Raw genomic sequence first — 18,103 nt, forward strand, 5'->3', positions numbered from 1 at the left:
GCCCCTTAACAGAAGTGGGGCGCCCCGGTCAAAACTGTTCCACGTGGAACATGGCTATTTACCGATGCAGAATCCGGCAAACAGGCGGTCGAGCATGTCCTCCGTACCGGCCCGTCCTGTCAGCAGGTCTATGGCCTGACGGGCCTGCCGCAACTCCTCCGCGACGATCAGCAGATCGTCCGATGCCTGGGCGGCGCTCAGATGCCTGTTCAATTGCGCCCCGGCTTCCCGCTGCCGCCGGTGCAGGGCATAATCGCCCTCACCCGGCAGGAGAGCGGCGGCGCGTTCGAGCAGAATGGATGTCAGGCGATCCATCCCCTCGCCTGTGACGGCCGAAAGCCGAATACCGGGGCGGTCCGTAGCCATGTTCCGGTCGCATTGTGCGGCAACCAATATGGCGTCCGCGCGGGGAGCCTCCTCCGCCGGACCCAACCAGAGGATGATGTCCGCTGCGTCGAGCGCGCCCCGCGCCCTGTCCATGCCGATGGCTTCAATGGCATCGTCCGTTTCGGCGCGCAGGCCGGCGGTGTCCGTGAAAAGAAAGGCGGTGCCATGCAGCGCGGCCGGTACTTCTATCCGGTCGCGGGTCGTCCCGGCTATGTCCGATACAATCGCCGCCTCCCGCCCGACAAGCCGGTTGAGCAGCGTCGACTTCCCCGCATTGGGCGGGCCTGCCAGAACCACGCGAACGCCGTCGCGCAACCGCTCGGCCGATGGCGCGGCGAGCATGGCTTCGACTTCCCCTGCCAGGCCATGCACGCCCTGGTCGATCCGCGCCTCCATTCCCTGATCGGGCACATCATCCTCATCGGAGAAATCCAGCGCCGCTTCCGTCATGGCGGAAAGATCGAGCAATGTTCGGCGCCATCCCTCCACCCGTCGTGAAAAATGGCCTTCCGCCATCAACAAAGCCGCGCGCCGCTGCTGCTGTGTCTCGGCAGCGAGCAGATCGGACAGCCCCTCCACCGCGTTCAGATCCATGCGGCCATTGGCGAAGGCGCGGCGTGTGAACTCTCCCGCTTCGGCCCGGCGCAACCCTTCGAGCGTGCCCAGCGCCTGCTCGACCGCGGCGATGACCGCCCGCCCGCCATGGCAATGCAGTTCGGCCAGGTCTTCGCCGGTCGCCGTATCCGGTCCGGGAAACCACAGGATCAGGACCCGATCCAATAAGGCGCCGTCGCGGGGGTCGTGCAGCGACGCCAGCCGGGCCCGCCGGGGCGGCGGCAATTGCCCGGCCAGCGCGAGAAGCGCCCGGCCTGCCGCCGGTCCGCTGATCCGGATGACAGCAATGCCGGCAGGGGGGGCGCCGCTCGATAGGGCAAAGATGGTGTCCGTCACGGCGCGCCGTCCCTAGCAGGATCAGCCCGGATTCTTGTCGCCATTCTTGCCCGGCATTCCGGCCAGGCCGATGTCCATCATCTGCTTGAACAGGCGCATTCCGGCATCGCCCAAGGGCGAGAAGCTCTTGAACAGGGTCTCCATCTGCTCGACATTGGCGACGCCGTCGAAGCTGTCGAGCATCGTCTTCACATATTTGTCGTGAATGGGGGTGACATCCGGCAGCCCCAGGAAAGCCCGGGCCTCCGCAGGAGTGCAGTCGACGTCCACGCTTACCTTCATATCCCGCTACCCTTTGCTGCAGCCACCCTTTACAACGCCTCATGCCGCAACAAGGGCGCGCAAGGCAAATTTTTTGACGGCAAGCATGGTTGCACTCCGCCCCGCAACCGCCATTATGCCGGCCATCGACAGTGTCAGGAAAAAGGAAAGGATTTCCCATGGCAGCATTCACATCCATCCCCACGCTGGAGGGCGATGCCCGGTTCGATGTCTATGTTGCCCGGCCGCAGGGAACGCCCAAGGCCGCGATCGTGGTGATCCAGGAAATCTTTGGCGTGAACGAAGGGATTCGGCGCAAATGCGATGGCTGGGCGGCGGCCGGCTATCTGGCCCTTTCGCCCGATCTCTTCTGGCGCGAGAAGCCGCATGTCGAGCTGGATGCCGACATAGCGGAGGATTTTCAGGCGGCCATCGGCCATATGCAGAAATTCAACCAGGACCAGGGCATTCGGGACATAGAGGCGACGATCAAGGCCGCGCGGGAGGAACTGGGGCAAGGCGGCAAGGTCGGGCTGGTCGGATATTGCCTGGGCGGGCGGCTGGTGTTCATGTCGGCTTGCCGCACCGATGGCGATGCGTTCGTGGCCTATTATGGCGTCGGCATCGACGGCCTGCTGAAGGAACAGCATGCCATCGGCAAGCCGGTGCTGCTGCATGTTCCCACCGCCGACGGCTTCGTTCCGCCCGAGGTGCAGCAGAAGATGCATGAAGGGCTGAAGGACAATCGTCATGTCACCCTGCATGATTATGAGGGGCTGGATCACGGCTTTGCCGCCGAGATGGGCACGCGCCGCAACGAGGCGGCGGCGCAGCTTGCCGATGGCCGGACCGCGGATTTCTTCGCGGCCCATCTCTGACCGGGAGGCAAAGGCATGACGCAGGCATGGCGGATGGTGGCACGCACGCATGGCGGGCCGGAGGTGATCGCGCGGGAAGAGTTCGACCCCGGCCTGCCTGGTGAAGGCGAATTGCTGATCGCGCAGGATGCTGTCGGATTGAATTTCATCGACACCTATTTTCGCAGCGGCCTTTATCCCGCGCCGTTGCCCACGCCGATCGGCGCGGAAGGTGCGGGCCAGATCGCCGCCGTCGGTCCGGGCGTCACCGGCTTTGCCGTGGGCGACAAGGTGGGCTGTGCGGTCGGACTGGGCGCCTATGCCACGCATCGGATGGTGCGCGCCGACCAGACGGTGAGGATTCCGGATGCCGTCACCACGCAGGATGCGGCGGCGATGATGCTGAAGGGCATGACCGCCTGCTATCTGGCGGAGGACATCGTCACCCTGGAGGCGGGGCAGTTCGCGCTGGTCCATGCCGCCGCCGGCGGTGTCGGTTCCGTGCTGGTGCCGTGGCTGCGCGACAAGGGCGTGGTGGTGATCGCCCATTGCGGATCGGCGGAGAAGGCGGCGAAGGTGGATGCCGAACATAGCCTTTATGGGAGCTTCGACAGCCTGGCCTCCGCCGTGCGGGAGATCACCGGCGGGCGTGGAGTGGATGTCGTCTATGACGGCGTGGGCAAGGATAGCTGGAGCGCGTCGCTGGCGTCGCTCAAGCGGCGCGGCCTGATGGTGAGCTACGGCAATGCGTCCGGCGCGGTGCCGCCGATCAGCCTGCTCGAACTCAGCCGGGGTGGGTCGCTTTATGTCACCCGCCCGACCCTGTTCGACTATATCGCTACTCCCGAAGAGTTGGCGCGAACGACCGAAAGGCTGTTCGACCGCATGGCGCGGGGCGTGGTAAGGACCGTCGTCGGCCAGCGCTTTGCCCTGGCGGATGCCGCCGACGCGCACCGCGCGCTGGAGGCGCGGCAAACCACGGGAAGCACGCTCCTGATCCCCTGACTGCCGCAGGCAGGGCTGGAAGCGGTTTGCGTCGGTATCGGTCGGATGACAGTGCACGTCACATCATTGGAAACGCATTGTTTTTCAAGGCGGGCGGCATATTCCGCTCGACCGGACCCCACCGGAATGGCAAGGCGCGGTCGATGAATGCCTTTGCGCCCCTGCTCGCGCCGCTCTGGTTCGCCCAGCTTTTCACCGGCGCCAAATCCTTTGTCGACAATCCGCTGATCGGTTCGACGCGGCTCAATGCGCTGGGGCTGCACGCGGCGCGCGTGCAGGCGGCGCAGGCCATGACGGCCCGGCGCCGCAAACGATTGGCCAATGCCGTCGATCCCGAGCATCGGACGACTTTCGACCGGGACGGTGTCGTGGAAATCCGGGATTTCCTGCCCACAGAAACCTTCCGCGCCCTCCAGGAACAGCTCTTTTCCTACCGCGGACCGGCGCGGGAAATGGTTCAGGGCGACACGATCACGCGGCGGCTGGCGCTGGACCCCGCCGCCCGGCGCGCCATTCCGGCCTTCGAAGCCTTCCGCCGGGATGATCGCTGGCGGGCGCTGTCCCGCTATGTCGCCGGCTTCGACATAGAGCCGCTGCTCTACGTCCAGTCCATCCTGCCGCAGCGGCGCGATGCCGCGCCCGATCCGCAACTCGCCTTCCATGCCGATACCTTCTATCCGGCGATGAAGGCATGGCTGTTCCTGGAGGACGTGCCGGTCGAAACCGGTCCCTTCGCCTATGTAAAAGGGTCGCACCGGTTGACGCCGCAGCGGCTGGCCTGGGAAAAGCAGCGCAGCCTGAGCGCGCGCGATGGCGATTGCCGTCTTTCCGCCCGAGGATCGCTGCGCATCGATGTCAGCGAACTGGCGGCCTTGGGCCTGCCGCAGCCCAGCATCTATTCAGTGCCCGCCAACACCCTGCTGATCGCCGACACATTCGGCTTTCATGCGCGCAGCCCGGCCAGCACCCCCGCGACGCGGGTCGAGATTTGGGCCTATGGCCGCCGCAACCCGTTCCGGCCGGCCAGGGGATGGGATGTCTGGAGCCTGCCCGGCATAGCCGAGCGCCGGATTCCGCTGCGCTGGTGGCTGGGCGACAAGGCTGCTGGCCTGATCAGGCAGCCATGGCGGCCGGTGGGCATCAAGGGCGCGGCGGACGGGTGATCGGTGCGCTGAAGGATGCATGGAGCCCTCCTGCCATAACCCGCCGTGTTCCTGCGCAGGCAGGAACCCAGTTCAAACGGCGGGACTGGGTTCCTGCCTGCGCAGGAACACAGATGCCCAATCTCTCTAGACGAAGAGCGTCAATATGCCGACCTGATGGTCGACGATGCCGTCATAGATCATCTTGATCGCGACATAGATGATGACCGCCAGGCCCAGATAGGCGATCCAGCGGAAGCGCTCGATATATTTGGCGATGATGTTCGCGGCAATGCCCATCAGCGCCACGGACAGAATTAGCCCGATGATCAGGATGCCGGGATGATCGCGCGCCGCGCCCGCCACCGCCAGCACATTGTCGAGGCTCATCGAAACGTCAGCGACCGCCACCGCCCAGGCCGCGCCCGCGAAGCTCTTGGCCGGACGCAGGCCGGATATGTCGTCGTCGCCGGTGTCGGGCGTGTCCCCGCCCCGCTTCGGGTGGAGTTCGCGCCACATCTTGAACGCCACCCACAGCAGCAGCAATCCGCCCGCCAGGATCAGCCCGACGATCTGCATCAGCTGCGTCACCACCAGCGCGAAGCCGATGCGCAGCACCAGCGCGGCGATGATGCCGATCAGGATCACCTTCTTGCGCTGTTCCGCAGGCAGGCCCGCCGCCAATGCGCCGACGACGATCGCATTGTCCCCCGCCAGCAGAACGTCGATCATCAACACCTGGCCGAAGGCAGCCAGCGCGGCGGGCGAGCCGATATTGCTGAAATCATTGACGATGTGCGCCCAGATGTCGGCGGGTGAGCCGATCCCCTGAGCCGCAGCGGCGGCGGTTGCGAGTAGGTCGATCATGACGGCCTGCTATCCCCTGAAAATATGGCCCAAAACAAAGGGGCCGCCAGACCGGAGTCCGACGGCCCGAAAAATCGCGGCGGCGCGATGGAATGGATGCGCGCCTCCGGCAGAAGCACAACCCATGCCGCGGCTTACTGGTTCATCGAATCGAAGAAATCCTCGTTGGTCTTGGAATCCTTCATCTTGTCGAGCAGGAACTCCATCGCGTCGACCGTGCCCATCTGCATCAGGATACGGCGCAGCACCCACATCTTGGAAAGCTTGGCCTTGTCGACCAGCAGTTCTTCCTTGCGGGTGCCGGACTTGCCGACGTCCAGCGCCGGGAAGATGCGCTTGTCCGCCACCTTGCGGTCCAGCACGATTTCCGAGTTGCCGGTGCCCTTGAACTCTTCGAAGATGACTTCGTCCATGCGGCTGCCGGTGTCGATCAGCGCGGTGGCGATGATCGAGAGCGAACCGCCTTCCTCGATATTGCGGGCCGCGCCGAAGAAGCGCTTCGGCCGCTGGAGCGCGTTAGCGTCGACGCCGCCGGTCAGCACCTTGCCCGAGGACGGCACCACCGTGTTGTAGGCGCGGCCGAGGCGGGTGATCGAGTCGAGCAGGATCACCACGTCCTTCTTGTGTTCCACGAGGCGCTTGGCCTTTTCGATCACCATTTCAGCGACCTGGACGTGGCGTTGCGCCGGTTCGTCGAAGGTGGAGGAGACGACCTCCCCCTTCACGCTGCGCTGCATGTCGGTGACTTCTTCGGGGCGTTCGTCGATCAGCAGGACGATCAGGAAGACTTCGGGATGGTTGTCGGTGATCGCCTTGGCGATGTTCTGAAGCAGGACGGTCTTGCCGGTGCGGGGCGGCGCGACGATCAGGGCGCGCTGGCCCTTGCCCTGCGGCGAGACGATGTCGATGACGCGGGCCGACTTGTCCTTGACGGTCGGGTCGGTCGCGTCGAGCGTCAGCTTCTGCGTCGGGTAGAGCGGCGTCAGATTGTCGAAATTGACGCGATGGCGGACGACTTCGGGATCGTCGAAATTGACCGAGATGAGCTTGGTCAGCGCGAAATAACGCTCGCCATCCTTGGGTGCGCGGATTTCGCCCTCCACCGTGTCGCCGGTGCGCAGGCCGAATTTGCGGACCTGGTTGGGCGAGACATAGATGTCGTCGGGACCGGCGAGGAAGTTCGCTTCGGGTGAGCGCAGGAAGCCGAAGCCGTCGGGCAGCACCTCTATCGTGCCCTCGCCCATGATCTGCTCGCCATTGTCGGCCTCGACCTTGAGGATCGCGAACATCAGGTCCTGCTTGCGCAGGGTCGACGCGCCTTCGACGCCCAGTTCCTCCGCCATGGTCACGAGTTCGGCGGGCGCTTTTTTCTTGAGATCCTTAAGGTGCATTCGCGTGAAGTCCGATGGAATGAGAGACGAGGAAGGAGAAATGGGGAAGGTCTGCCCGGCAATGACTCGGGGAAACCCGCGCCGGACGGGCGGGATAGAATGTCTGGCGTTTAGCGATCTGCCATAGGCCAAGTCAAGGTGGCTGAGCCGTTCAGTTGAACGGAAATTGCCGATATGCGCCCTGCCGCGAATGAAATGGGATGGGCGGAACCGGGGCGCTCATGCTATACAGGAATAAAATTAGGAGGAACGGGAGATGGGACGCTGGCGCGCCGCTCTGGGCATCGCGATCGCGATCGCCAGCCCTCCCCTTGCGGCGCAGGATCGCCCGGCGCTGGACCCCGAAGAGCCGCCGGCGGTGATCCGCACCATTGCCAGCGACGACGCCCGCATCACCATCCCCATCCAGATCGACGGTCGGGGGCCATGGAATTTCGTGGTCGACACCGGATCGCAGCGCACCGTCATTTCCCGCGCCCTGGCCGAACGGCTTGCGCTGCCGCTGCGGGATCGGGTGACGGTGATCAGCATGACCGGCCGGGCGGAGGTGGACACGGTGGCCGTCCCGCGCCTGGGCTTCGGCAAGACCGTGGTGGACGACATAGAGGCGCCGGTGCTGGAAGGCGAGCATATCGGCGCGCCCGGACTGTTGGGACTGGACGGCCTGCACGCCAAGCGGCTGCTGCTGAATTTCCGCACGGGCCAGATGGAGATCAGCAACAGCAAGCGGAGCTGGCGCGACCCCAATGTCATCGTCGTCGAAGCGCGGCGGCGCCAGGGGCAGCTGATCCTGCTCGATTCCGACGTGAACGGGATGCAGGTCAGCATCATCCTGGACACCGGCACTTCGGTCAGCGTCGGCAATATGGCGCTGATGAACAAGCTGGTGCGCAAGAAGAAGGCGCCCGCGATGAAGCTGGTGACGCTGACCAGCGTGACGGGAGAGACGCTGTCGGGCCAGGCGGGCCTGATCGACCGGGTGCGCATGGGGCAGGTCACGCTGAACGAGATGCCGGTGATGTTCGCGGATGCCCAGCCCTTCGCGGAACTGGAGCTTCAGGACAAGCCCGCGCTGCTGCTCGGCATCGACGCGCTCAAGCTGTTCGACCGGGTGGCGATCGACTTCGGGCGGGGGAAGGTCGACTTCCTGCTGCCGGATACCGGGCTGCTCGACCGGAAACGCTTCGCGACGGCGCGGAGAGCGGCGGGCTAGAGCAGATTCCGATCCGATTGCATCGGCTCGACTGCTCTAAGTTTTTGTTTTGTCGCGCTTTCCGGGTCAGCAGATGATTTAATCTGCTTGGAAAACGCTCTAGGCATGGTCTAAGCGGAAAACCGGTTGCCCCCTTCGACAGGCTCAGGACAGGCCCTTCCGCACCATGCCCTAATGTGGCGCCGGCTGCTGCCGATTGCGGCCCAGCACATTGTCGATCCATTGCTGGTCCAGACGCGGCGGCTGCGGCCGGTCGGCGGGATTGGGCGCCGCCTGCCCGCTATCGTCCGGCTGTTCCTCATCCTCCGGCGGCTGCTGCGCCCGTTCTATGGGAAGACCGTTTTCATCGACCATCATGCCGCTGTCCGTGCTGCTGTCGGGCTGGCCATAATAGGCCTCCTCATCCGGTTCGAGCTGCCATTCGGGCAGCGTCACCTGCGTTTCGAACTGTTCGACCGGGCGTTTCGCGACGGCGACCTTCATATAGTCGGCAAAGGCATGGGCCGGCGCCCGGCCGCCCTGGAGGACGCCCACCGCGCGGGCGTCGTCGCGGCCCATCCAGACGCCGGTGGTGATGCCGCTGGAAAAGCCCAGGAACCAGCCGTCCTTGTTGCTGCTGGTGGTGCCGGTCTTGCCGGCGACGGGGCGGCCGATCTGCGCGGCCCTGCCGGTGCCGGTGCTGACGGCGGTCTGCATCAGGTCGGTCATCCCCGCCGCGACCCAGGGGGCGACCAGCACCCGGCTGGTGTCGTCCTGATGTTCGTAGAGCAGGCGGCCTTCGGCGGTCGTCACCCGGGTGATGCCATAGGGAGTCACGGCCACGCCCTTGCGCGCGATGGAGGCGAAGGCGCGCGTCATGTCGATCAGGCGCACGTCGGACGTGCCCAGCACCATCGAGGGATGGGTGTTGATCGGCGTGGTGATGCCGAAGCGGCGCGCCATGTCCGCCACGGTGGGGAAGCCGACCTCCACGCCCAGCTTCGCCGCCACGGTGTTGACCGAATAGGCGAAGGCGGTGCGGATATCGATGTCGCCGGAAAAGCGGCCATTGCTGTTGCGCGGCTTCCACCCGTTGATGTCGACCGGACTGTCGGTGACGCCGGTGTCGGGCGTATAGCCCGCCTCCAGCGCCGCCATGTAGACGAAGATCTTCCAGGCGGAACCCGGCTGCCGCGTCGCGGTCGTCGCGCGATTATAGTTGGAGCTCACATAGTCCAGCCCGCCGACCATCGCCCGCACCGCGCCGTCGCGGTCGAGCGAAACCAGCGCGCCCTGCGTGCCGCTGGGCACATTGGCCTGGATCGCCGCGGTGGCCGCCTTCTGCATGTTGAGGTCGATGGTGGTATAGACCTCCAGCGGCTCATTGGGCTCATCAATCAGCGTGTCGAGCTGCGGCAGCGCCCAGTCGGTGAAGTAGCGGACGCTGTTCTGCGGCGGTTCGGGCGCCATCCTTACATTCTGGAGTCCGGCCGAGGCGCGTTCCGCCGCGCTGATCTTGCCATTTTCCTCCATCAGTTCCAGCACCACGCCCGCGCGGCCGATGGCGGCATCGGCGTCGGCGGTCGGGGAATAGCTGGAGGGCGCCTTCACCAGACCGGCGACGATCGCCGCTTCGGGCAGGTCCAGGCTGGTGGCGGGGTGGCCGAAGAATTTGCGGCTGGCCGCGTCGATGCCATAGGCGCCGCCGCCGAAATAGACCTTGTTGAGATAAAGCTCCAGGATCTGCCGCTTGGAGAATTTGCGCTCCAGCGCGAGGGCCAGCACCATTTCGCGCACCTTGCGGCCCCAGCTGTAGCTGTTGTTGAGGAAGATGTTGCGCGTCACCTGCTGGGTGATGGTGGACGCGCCCTGCCAGCGGCGGCCGCTGCCGCGCCGCTCCAGCGCCACCCAGGCGGCGCGCGCCATGCCGATGGGATCGACGCCGGGGTGCAGATAGTAACGCTTGTCCTCGGTCGACACCATCGCATCGACCATCACGGTCGGAATCTGGTCGTAGCTCAGCCAGCGGCCGAAGCTGGGGCCCAGCGATACGATGACGCTGCCGTCGGCGGCATGGACGCGGATCATCTGGCCGTTGGGCGAGGATTTCAGCGATTCATAGTCGGGCAGAGACTGATAGGCGATCACCACCGCCACGACGATCGCGACAAGCGCGCTGAGGCCGCCGACGAGGCCGATCTTCAGGCCCCGCACCAGCCATGTCTTCACTTTGCCCCGCGGTTCGCTGCTCTTGCCTGATCGTGCCATGGTTCGCCCGGATATGCGCTAAACGAAAAGGCGGCCAGTGGAAAAGCCGTGCAGGCCGCGCAAAAAAGCCGGAATTTCTCCGTCATGCGCGATTTCGCCTCTGCCGAAATCGCCCGTCATCCTCAAGGGAAGCGCCGCTTTACCGGCGATGAACGATCACTCGCCTTCGTCGCGCGGCTTGAAATCGAGCGACGCGCTGTTCATGCAATAGCGCAGGCCGTTGATGCCCGGACCGTCGGGGAAGACATGGCCCAGATGCCCGCCGCAATTCGAACAGCGGACTTCGGTGCGGATCATGCCATGGCTGGTGTCGCGGATTTCATCGACCGCATCGATGTCGACCGGCGCGGTGAAGCTGGGCCAGCCCGATCCGCTGTCATATTTTTCGTCCGCATCGAACAGTTCGGCGCCGCAACCCGCGCAGAAATAGCGGCCATCGGCCTTGTTGCTGTTATATTTGCCGGTGAAGGCCCGTTCCGTGCCGCCCTCCCGCAGAATATGATATTGTTCGGGGGAAAGGCGCTCGCGCCATTCGGCGTCGGTCAGGTTGAGCTTGTCCATGCCCGGCAATATGGCGGTGGGCGGGCGTGCGATCAAGCGGTTAGCATGATCTGGGTAACGGCGCTCCCGCGGCCGGCGGCAGCGCCCGGGAGAAACCTCTATCGCTCCCGCGCCGCCTGGCGGGCGATGGCGAGCAGTTCGTGCCGGACCATCAGGTCGCCCAGCCCCCTGCCCGACCGGCTGGCGCGCTCCGCCTGGGCGAGCCTGTGGATGACGCGGGCGATGCCGGGCGCGTCCCAGATGCGGACCTGCCGGGTGACGATGCCCTTTTCCTTCCAGAAGACCTGCTTGCCCGCCGCCTCGACCGCGCCTTCCAGCCGGCCGCTGTCATCGAAATCGGTGCGGATATTGGCGAGCAGCATGGCGCGGGCCAGCAGCGGGCGCAGCACCGCCGCCATCGCCGTTCCCGCCTCCGCCAGCCGCCCCAGTTCGCGGTGCATGCCGCGCAGGTCGCCGCCCAGCACGGCATTCACCAGCGGCGCGGCGTCGCTGTCGGGATTGTCGGCGGAAAGGGCGTCCATCGCCTCCTCCGTCGCTTCGCGCGGGCGGTCCGGCGCGGCGTCGAGATAGAGAATCAGCTTTTCCACCTCCCCGGCCATCAGCGTGCGGTCGCCATTGGCAAGATCGGCGATGCGGCGGCCCAGTTCGGGCGAAAGGCGCAGCCCCCCTTCCCGCGCGATGGCGATGGCGATCTGCTCCGCCTCCCGCGCGTCGGGCTGGTAGGATATGAAGGCCATGGTCTGCTTGTGGTCGAGCGCGAGCTTGAGCAGCTTCGACGTGCCCTTGAGCGCGCCCGCTATGGCGATGACGGGATTGCCCGCCGCCTCCGCCTCCAGCAGGGCGTTGAGGGCGGGCAGCGATTCCTCCCCCATGCCGGTGACGCGAATCCAGCGCTTGTCCCCGAACATGGAGAAGGACGCCGCTTCATCCGCCAGCCGCGCCGGATCGTCGCGCAGCGTCGGTCCGTCCAGGTCGACCCGCTCCGCTTCCGGCCCCATGGCGCGCTCCAGCCGCTTGGCGAGCGCCGTGCTGCCCGCTTCATCGGGTCCGTAGAGCAGGAAGAAGCGGCAGTCGGCAGGCGGCGCGTCGAGCGCCTTTTCGATCTGGCCGCGATTGGCCTTCAACGGGATTTGTCCCGCGCCGCGAAACGGGCGAGCCGCGCGACGATCTGGTCGGCAATGGTCTGCGACAGGCGTTCCAGGGCGGTGTCTTCCGCCGCGATGGTCGCATATTCGCTGGAGACCACGTCGATGCCGACGTCCGATCCGGCGGTATCGTCCAGAATCTGCGCGCCGGTTGCGCCGTCGATAAGCTGATAGCGCGCCCGCAGGGTCCGCCGCTCGCGCGTGACGGCGGCGTCGGAGCGCAGACCGAAGCCGCTGATATTGTCGTCCAGCTTCACCACCAGCTTGTAACCGGGTCCGGTGCCACTCATCGCCGCCAGCCGGTCGTTCAGCGCATTGCGCACCAGCCAGCCGCCCTTGCCCTCGATCGGCTGCACCTCGACATTGCCCAGCGCCTGCGCGACCGGGCCGTGGCCGCCCCCGCCATAGACCGGGCGCAGGCCGCAGGCGGAGAGGGACAGGGCGACGAAGAGCAATGGCCAGAGCTTCATAAGACCTACCCTTAACCGTTCGCCCTGAGCTTGTCGAAGGGCCGTTCTTTCCCAAAGAGAAGTAAAGGGCTTCGACAGGCTCAGCCCGAACGGATGTTGTCAGATAACCAAATTCACCAGACGATCCGGCACCACGATAACCTTCCTGGGCGTCGCGCCGTCCAGCGTCCGCACGACATTGGGCGCGGCAAGCGCCAGACGTTCCAGCTCGTCCCTGGAAGTGCCCTTGGGAACGGTGATGGTGTCGCGCAGCTTGCCCATCACCTGGCAGGCGATGGTGACTTCATCCTCGACCAGCAATGCCGGATCGACCGCCGGCCAGGCCGCGTCCGCGATCAGACCTTCCTCACCCATGTCGGCCCAGGCCTCTTCGGCCAGATGGGGGGTCATGGGCGCGACCAGCAAAGCCAGCGCCCGGATCGCCGCGCTGCGGCTGGCCGAGGGCTTGGCCTTTTCGACTGCATTGGTGAGTTCGTAGATCTTCGCCACTGCCTTGTTGAAGGACAGCGCCTCAATGTCCTTCGCCACGCCGTCGATGGTCTGGTGCAGCTTGCGGTCGAGTGTCTTGTCCTGCCCCTCTGCCGCCTTGTCGGCTTCCCCGAACAGCCGCCACAGGCGGTTGACGAAGCGCCAGGAGCCTTCGATGCCCGCCTCGGTCCAGGGCAGGTCGCGCTCCGGCGGGCTGTCGGACAGCATGAACCAGCGCACCGCGTCCGCGCCATATTGGGCGATGATGTCATCCGGATCGACGACATTCTTCTTGGACTTGGACATTTTCTCGACGCGGCCGACGGTGACTTCACTGTCGGTCCCGACAAGGAAGCATTTGCCATCCCGGCGTTCGACCTCAGCGGGCGAAACCCAAACCTCTGCAGCATGCATTTCCGGCTGCGAGCCATCATAATCGGCAGGAACCGGGAGAGGGACAGCCGCCTTGTAGGTCTCATGCGTCACCATGCCCTGGGTGAAGAGGCCGGTGAACGGTTCGGCAAAGCCGATCTGGCCCATATGCTGGAGCGCGCGGGTCCAGAAACGGGCGTAGAGCAGGTGCAGGATCGCATGTTCCACGCCACCGATATATTGGCCGACGGGCAACCATTTCTCGACGGTTTCCCGGTCGAACGGCCTGTCCTTGGGCTGGCTGGCGAAGCGGATGAAATACCAGCTTGAATCCGCGAAGGTGTCCAGCGTGTCGGTCTCGCGCCGCGCCGCCTTGCCGCATTTCGGGCAGTCGACATGCTTCCAGGTCGGATGCCGGTCCAGCGGATTGCCGGGAATGTCGAAGCTGACGTCTTCGGGCAGGACCACGGGAAGCTGGTCCTTGGGCACGCCCACGGGGCCGCAATCCTCGCAATGGATGACGGGGATCGGCGTGCCCCAATAGCGCTGGCGCGAGACGCCCCAGTCGCGCAGGCGGAAGACGGTGGTGCCGGTGCCCCAGCCGCCCTCTTCGGCGCGGCGGATGACTTGCGCCTTCGCCTCCTCGACGCCCAGGCCATTGAGGAAGTCGGAATTCACCAGCCTGCCGGGGCCGACATAGGCCTCGTCGCCAATGCCCTTGGCTTCGTCGCCTTCGGCGGCGACGACGCGCTCGACCGGCAGCATATATTTGCGCGCGAAGTCGAGGTCGCGCTGGTCATGGCCCGGAACCGCCATGACGGCGCCGGTGCCATAGTCCATGAGCACGAAGTTCGCGACGAACAAGGGCAGCTTGCGACCGGTGAAGGGGTGGATCACCGACCGGCCGGTGTCATAGCCCTTCTTTTCCTGGGTCTCGATCTCGGCGGCGGCGGTGCCGGTCTGGCGGCATTCCTCCGCGAAGGCGGCGAGCGCCGCATCCTTTTCCGCCAGGGCGAGCGCAATCGGATGATCGGCGGCGACGGCCGCGAAGCTGGCGCCGAAAATCGTGTCGGGGCGGGTGGAGAAGACCTCCAGCTCACCGATTCCGCCGACCGGCGCGTCCAGCCTGAAGCGGAATTGCAGGCCGACCGACTTGCCGATCCAGTTTTCCTGCATCAGCTTCACCTTGTCCGGCCACTGGTCGAGCGTCTTCAGGCCCGCCAGCAGATCGTCCGCGAACTGGGTGATCTTGAGGAACCACTGGGACAGCTTGCGCTTTTCAACCGGCGCGCCGGATCGCCAGCCCCTGCCGTCGATCACCTGCTCGTTCGCCAGCACGGTCATGTCGACAGGGTCCCAGTTGACCGCCGATTCCTTGCGATAGACCAGGCCCGCTTCCAGCATGTCCAGGAACAGCGCCTGTTCATGGCCGTAATAGTCCGGCTCGCAGGTCGCCAGTTCCCGACTCCAGTCCAGCGCGAAGCCCAGCTTCTTGAGTTGCGCGCGCATCGTCGCGATGTTGGAGCGGGTCCAGGCGCCGGGATGCACCTTCTTCTCCATCGCGGCGTTTTCGGCGGGCATGCCGAATGCGTCCCAGCCCATCGGGTGCAGCACCTCATGCCCGGTCATCCGGCGGAAGCGCGCCAGCACGTCGCCCATCGAATAGTTGCGGACATGGCCGATATGGATGCGCCCGGAGGGATAGGGAAACATCTCCAGCACATAGCTGCGCGGCTTGTCGCTGCTGTCGGACGCCTTGAACGTCTGCTTCTCGTCCCAGACGGCCTGCCAGCGGGCATCGGCCTCAAGCGGGTTGAAGCGCCTTTGCATGGATAATCCTTAACTCAAGTGCCGTTCGGGCCGAGCCTGTCGAAGCCCTGCACTACTCTTCAAGAACATATGGCCCTTCGACAGGCTCAGGGCGAACGGAAATCGATGCCGCGATCAGCCCGCAATCGCCATGCGGCGCAGGTCGCGGGCCTTGGTCAGGATGATCTCTTCCAGTTTCTGCACGGTCGCGGCCTGCACCGGCACATCGACCCACTGGCCGCCCTGGCTGACCTGGCGGCTGGCGGCGACGCGCAGCGCGTCGGCGCGCAGATCCTGGTCGAGGATCGATACGGTCAGCTTCATCCGCTCATTGGGGCTGTTCGGATTGGCGTACCAGTCGGTGACGATCACGCCGCCGTTCGAATCCGTCTGGACCATCGGCATGAAGGACAGGGTGTCGAGGCTGGCGCGCCACAGATAGGCGTTGACGCCGATGGTCGTCACCTTCGATGCGGCGAGGTCCGCCTTCGGGCGGTCCTTGGCGCCGCCCCCGCAGGCGGCGAGCGGCAGAAGTGCAGCCAGCAGCAGACCGGCGGAAAGGCGCGAAGAAAGGCGGCGGACCATCATTATTGTCCCATCAAACGAGTAAACGCCCCGCTTCTATAGAGGACCGGCGGCAATGGGCAAGGGGGACTCCGGGACGGCGCGACGACGACCCGCCGTGCAACCGGGGCGAGTCCTGTGTGTTCCGTGCAACAGCTCCGACAAAAAACCGGTGGCGCTCTACCAATTCCAGAGCCTTGCGTATATGAAGGACCATAGAAAAGTAGTCGGCGGGGAAGAGATTCGGAACATGCGCCTGAAAAGGGGACATATAGCGTTGGCAGGCTCGGCGGTCGCCGTGGCCGGCTTCATGCTGTCCCCTGCCATCGGGGCGGCCACCGACCTTGTCCGCATGCGCGCCGAAACGCCGGTTTCGCTGGGTGCGCTGGGCAGCATCTCCTCCTTCACGCCGACGACCAAGGACCCGCGCCTGGCGGCAGCCTATGCGAAGATCGCCGCGTCCGCGAGTCGTCAGAATTTCCGCTTCACCCCCACCAGCGGGTCGCTGAGCGGTCAGCGCTCGGTCACCGTCATGGTGCGCGCCGCCGACCTGAACGATCGCGTCGCGATCAGCCGGACGCTGGACCCGGTGAGCATCGCGCCCGTCGCCTTCAGCCTGAACAGCGCGCATAACTGGCGCAAGTTCGCCCTGCCCGAAGCGGTGGGCCGCAAGGAACTGGACCCGGTCGCCGTCGAGCCGATGGCGGGGGCCAGGAATTTCTCGCTGGATCAGGGCCGCAAGGACCGTTTCAGCACCAAGGTGCTGATCGAGAGCCGCCGCGAGCCGGCCGCGACGATCCGCAACCCCAGCGCGGACAAGGATTATTCGCTGGATCTGGCCAGTTCCTATTCGCTGACGCGCAATCTGAACGTCACCGCGGGCATTCGCTATAATAACAGCTTTGCCGGACGCCTGACGCCGATGACCGACGACCGGCAGGACGCGCAGGCCGTCTATCTGGGCACGATCTTCAAATTCTAAAACGGCTTGAGGGGCGAGGTTGAGCGGCATCATGCCTGCCTCGGCTTCTGTCTTGTCCAGCGTTGGTCCCGTCCAGGCCGAACCATGGTCCGGGGCGGGAGCATGTTCAGCCTCCATCCGGCAGAAAGACCTGAGCGCCCTGTTTCGCCCGGCAACCGGGAGGCTTTAGAGCCAATCGACATTCAGCCCTGACGGCCTGCAAATGGCGCTTTTCCGTGCTTCCGGTGCTCACCTATTTTGAGTAGGCTGCGCTCCGGGTCACGGAAAACCACCATTTTACCTTCGGTGGCCTTCGGCTCGGCTCGTCATCTTCTGAATGTCGATTGGCTCTACGGTTCGCCCTGATCGTCCCGCAAGCCGCCGCAGCCGTTCAGCGTTCCCTCGCCAAAGGCCACCGCCACGCGGTCGGACCAGACCGCATCGCTCATGCCGTCGCTGCATGGCCCTTCGGTTACGGTCATTGAAAAGCCCTCGCCCAGGAAACGGACAGCCCGCGGGTCGTCGTTCCGGGATATGGCGTAGCGGACGGGCGCCCTGTCCGGGCGCTCCAGCACGGCGGTCGATCCCTTTACCGTTACGGCCCAGAAAGGCTCGGTCCCGATCGCCCGATAACCATCGTCCACAGCATGCTTAACGCCGGGAGAGCTGACCGGCGGGCTCTCCTCCGTTCCACGTGCCTCTGTTCCACGTGGAACCAGTTTCGAAATATTTTCAGGGTCTTGGCCTGGCGCTGGGTCCGGCGTCCCGATCGGTGCGGAGGCATGAGGCTGCGCGCCATTGGCAGAGGGCATCCCGTCGCCGCCACACCCCGCCAGCGCACACAGGACCAGCGGCAGGAATCGTCTCACGCCTTGCCGACCTCATCCCGCCGGAAGCAATCCACCGCATGATCGTTCACCATCCCGATCGCCTGCATCCATGCATAGACGATGGTGGGGCCCACAAATTTGAAGCCGCGCTTCTTGAGATCCCGGGAAATCTCTTCGGAAAGGTCGGTTCTGGCCGGGAAGGTCAGGCCATCGTTCCGGATCGGCTCGCCCCCGACGAAATTCCAGACATAGGCGGAGAAATCCTCGCCCCGTTCCCGCATATCGCAGAAAATCCGCGCGCCCGCGATCGTCGCTTCGATCTTCGCCCGCGCCCGGATGATGCCGGGGTCGCCCATCAAACGTTCGACATCGGCCCCGTCGAAGCGCGCAACCTTGTCCGGATCGAACCCCGCAAAGGCGGCGCGGAACGTCTCCCGCTTGCGCAATATGGTGATCCAGCTGAGGCCCGCCTGAAAGCCCTCCAGCATCAGCGTTTCCCAGAGCATCCGCGGATCGCGTTCCGGAACGCCCCATTCGCTGTCATGATAGGCGCAATAAAGCGGGTCCGATCCAGCCCAACCGCAACGGACCCGCTCCATCGG

At 65.2% G+C, this 18,103-nt stretch carries 18 protein-coding genes; 5 read left to right on the forward strand and 13 right to left on the reverse strand.

The features are described 5' to 3' along the window. Positions 1–54 precede the first annotated feature (54 nt). Genes mnmE through H5V43_RS23790 form a run of 3 tightly spaced genes read right to left on the reverse strand, consistent with a single transcriptional unit; the run spans position 55 to position 1,788 of the window. Entirely contained in the window at positions 55–1,338 is a 1,284-nt protein-coding gene (gene mnmE, locus H5V43_RS13560; RefSeq protein ID WP_025551158.1) for a tRNA uridine-5-carboxymethylaminomethyl(34) synthesis GTPase MnmE, read from the reverse strand. A gap of 21 nt (positions 1,339–1,359) precedes the next feature. Further along, entirely contained in the window at positions 1,360–1,620 is a 261-nt protein-coding gene (locus H5V43_RS13565) for a DUF6489 family protein (RefSeq protein ID WP_025551156.1), read from the reverse strand. A gap of 39 nt (positions 1,621–1,659) precedes the next feature. Next, the gene (locus H5V43_RS23790) at positions 1,660–1,788 is read right to left on the reverse strand and encodes a hypothetical protein (RefSeq protein ID WP_257554871.1); all 129 of its coding nucleotides are present in this window, start codon (positions 1,786–1,788) and stop codon (positions 1,660–1,662) included. Between H5V43_RS23790 and H5V43_RS13570 the strand changes: the two genes are divergently transcribed. From H5V43_RS13570 to H5V43_RS13580, 3 genes are all read left to right on the forward strand, one after another. Beyond that, entirely contained in the window at positions 1,779–2,477 is a 699-nt protein-coding gene (locus tag H5V43_RS13570; RefSeq protein ID WP_025551154.1) for a dienelactone hydrolase family protein, read from the forward strand. The genes H5V43_RS23790 and H5V43_RS13570 overlap by 10 nt on opposite strands. 15 nt (positions 2,478–2,492) lie before the next feature. After that, positions 2,493–3,461 carry a quinone oxidoreductase family protein gene (locus H5V43_RS13575; protein WP_025551152.1) on the forward strand — a complete coding sequence of 323 codons (969 nt, stop codon included), beginning with the start codon at positions 2,493–2,495 and terminating at the stop codon, positions 3,459–3,461. A gap of 143 nt (positions 3,462–3,604) precedes the next feature. After that, a complete protein-coding gene (locus H5V43_RS13580; protein ID WP_025551150.1) occupies positions 3,605–4,624 on the forward strand; it encodes a phytanoyl-CoA dioxygenase family protein in 1,020 nt (339 codons plus the stop codon). A gap of 126 nt (positions 4,625–4,750) precedes the next feature. Here H5V43_RS13580 and H5V43_RS13585 read toward each other — a convergent pair whose 3' ends face one another. Together H5V43_RS13585 and rho are read right to left on the reverse strand one after the other, a co-directional pair. After that, positions 4,751–5,470 carry a YjbE family putative metal transport protein gene (locus H5V43_RS13585; RefSeq protein WP_025551148.1) on the reverse strand — a complete coding sequence of 240 codons (720 nt, stop codon included), beginning with the start codon at positions 5,468–5,470 and terminating at the stop codon, positions 4,751–4,753. 134 nt (positions 5,471–5,604) lie between these two features. After that, positions 5,605–6,861, reverse strand: coding sequence for a transcription termination factor Rho (gene rho, locus H5V43_RS13590; protein WP_007689303.1), 1,257 nt, complete (start codon positions 6,859–6,861; stop codon positions 5,605–5,607). A gap of 256 nt (positions 6,862–7,117) precedes the next feature. On the opposite strand from rho, the gene H5V43_RS13595 reads away from it, so the two are divergent. Continuing rightward, complete coding sequence (locus H5V43_RS13595) at positions 7,118–8,074, forward strand: aspartyl protease family protein (RefSeq protein ID WP_025551146.1); 957 nt, start codon at positions 7,118–7,120, stop codon at positions 8,072–8,074. A 171-nt stretch (positions 8,075–8,245) separates the two neighbouring features. Here H5V43_RS13595 and H5V43_RS13600 read toward each other — a convergent pair whose 3' ends face one another. The 6 genes from H5V43_RS13600 to H5V43_RS13625 all read right to left on the reverse strand — a co-directional run bounded on the left by H5V43_RS13600 (position 8,246) and on the right by H5V43_RS13625 (position 15,731). Beyond that, complete coding sequence (locus H5V43_RS13600) at positions 8,246–10,321, reverse strand: transglycosylase domain-containing protein (protein ID WP_025551878.1); 2,076 nt, start codon at positions 10,319–10,321, stop codon at positions 8,246–8,248. A gap of 156 nt (positions 10,322–10,477) precedes the next feature. After that, entirely contained in the window at positions 10,478–10,882 is a 405-nt protein-coding gene (gene msrB / locus H5V43_RS13605; RefSeq protein WP_025551880.1) for a peptide-methionine (R)-S-oxide reductase MsrB, read from the reverse strand. Between the two features lie 98 nt (positions 10,883–10,980). Further along, a complete protein-coding gene (holA, locus tag H5V43_RS13610) occupies positions 10,981–12,006 on the reverse strand; it encodes a DNA polymerase III subunit delta (RefSeq protein WP_025551882.1) in 1,026 nt (341 codons plus the stop codon). Further along, on the reverse strand, positions 12,003–12,497 hold the full coding sequence (gene lptE, locus H5V43_RS13615; protein WP_025551884.1) for an LPS assembly lipoprotein LptE: 495 nt from the start codon (positions 12,495–12,497) through the stop codon (positions 12,003–12,005). The genes holA and lptE overlap by 4 nt, the downstream gene beginning before the upstream one ends. A 99-nt stretch (positions 12,498–12,596) precedes the next feature. Then, positions 12,597–15,167, reverse strand: a complete 2,571-nt coding sequence (gene leuS / locus H5V43_RS13620; RefSeq protein ID WP_025551886.1) for a leucine--tRNA ligase — start codon at positions 15,165–15,167, stop codon at positions 12,597–12,599. 114 nt (positions 15,168–15,281) lie between these two features. Beyond that, the gene (locus H5V43_RS13625) at positions 15,282–15,731 is read right to left on the reverse strand and encodes a DUF3576 domain-containing protein (protein WP_025160613.1); all 450 of its coding nucleotides are present in this window, start codon (positions 15,729–15,731) and stop codon (positions 15,282–15,284) included. 229 nt (positions 15,732–15,960) lie between these two features. On the opposite strand from H5V43_RS13625, the gene H5V43_RS13630 reads away from it, so the two are divergent. After that, positions 15,961–16,692, forward strand: a complete 732-nt coding sequence (locus tag H5V43_RS13630) for a hypothetical protein (RefSeq protein ID WP_025551889.1) — start codon at positions 15,961–15,963, stop codon at positions 16,690–16,692. Between the two features lie 329 nt (positions 16,693–17,021). On the opposite strand, the gene H5V43_RS13635 is transcribed toward H5V43_RS13630, so the two are convergent. Continuing rightward, the gene (locus H5V43_RS13635) at positions 17,022–17,528 is read right to left on the reverse strand and encodes a COG3650 family protein (protein WP_025549639.1); all 507 of its coding nucleotides are present in this window, start codon (positions 17,526–17,528) and stop codon (positions 17,022–17,024) included. An 8-nt stretch (positions 17,529–17,536) separates the two neighbouring features. Then, positions 17,537–18,100 (reverse strand): DNA-3-methyladenine glycosylase I, encoded by a 564-nt coding sequence (locus H5V43_RS13640; RefSeq protein WP_025549638.1) that lies wholly within the window; start codon positions 18,098–18,100, stop codon positions 17,537–17,539. Positions 18,101–18,103: the final 3 nt, after the last annotated feature.

Source organism: Sphingobium fuliginis, from assembly GCF_015074805.1.
Lineage (GTDB): Bacteria > Pseudomonadota > Alphaproteobacteria > Sphingomonadales > Sphingomonadaceae > Sphingobium > Sphingobium fuliginis.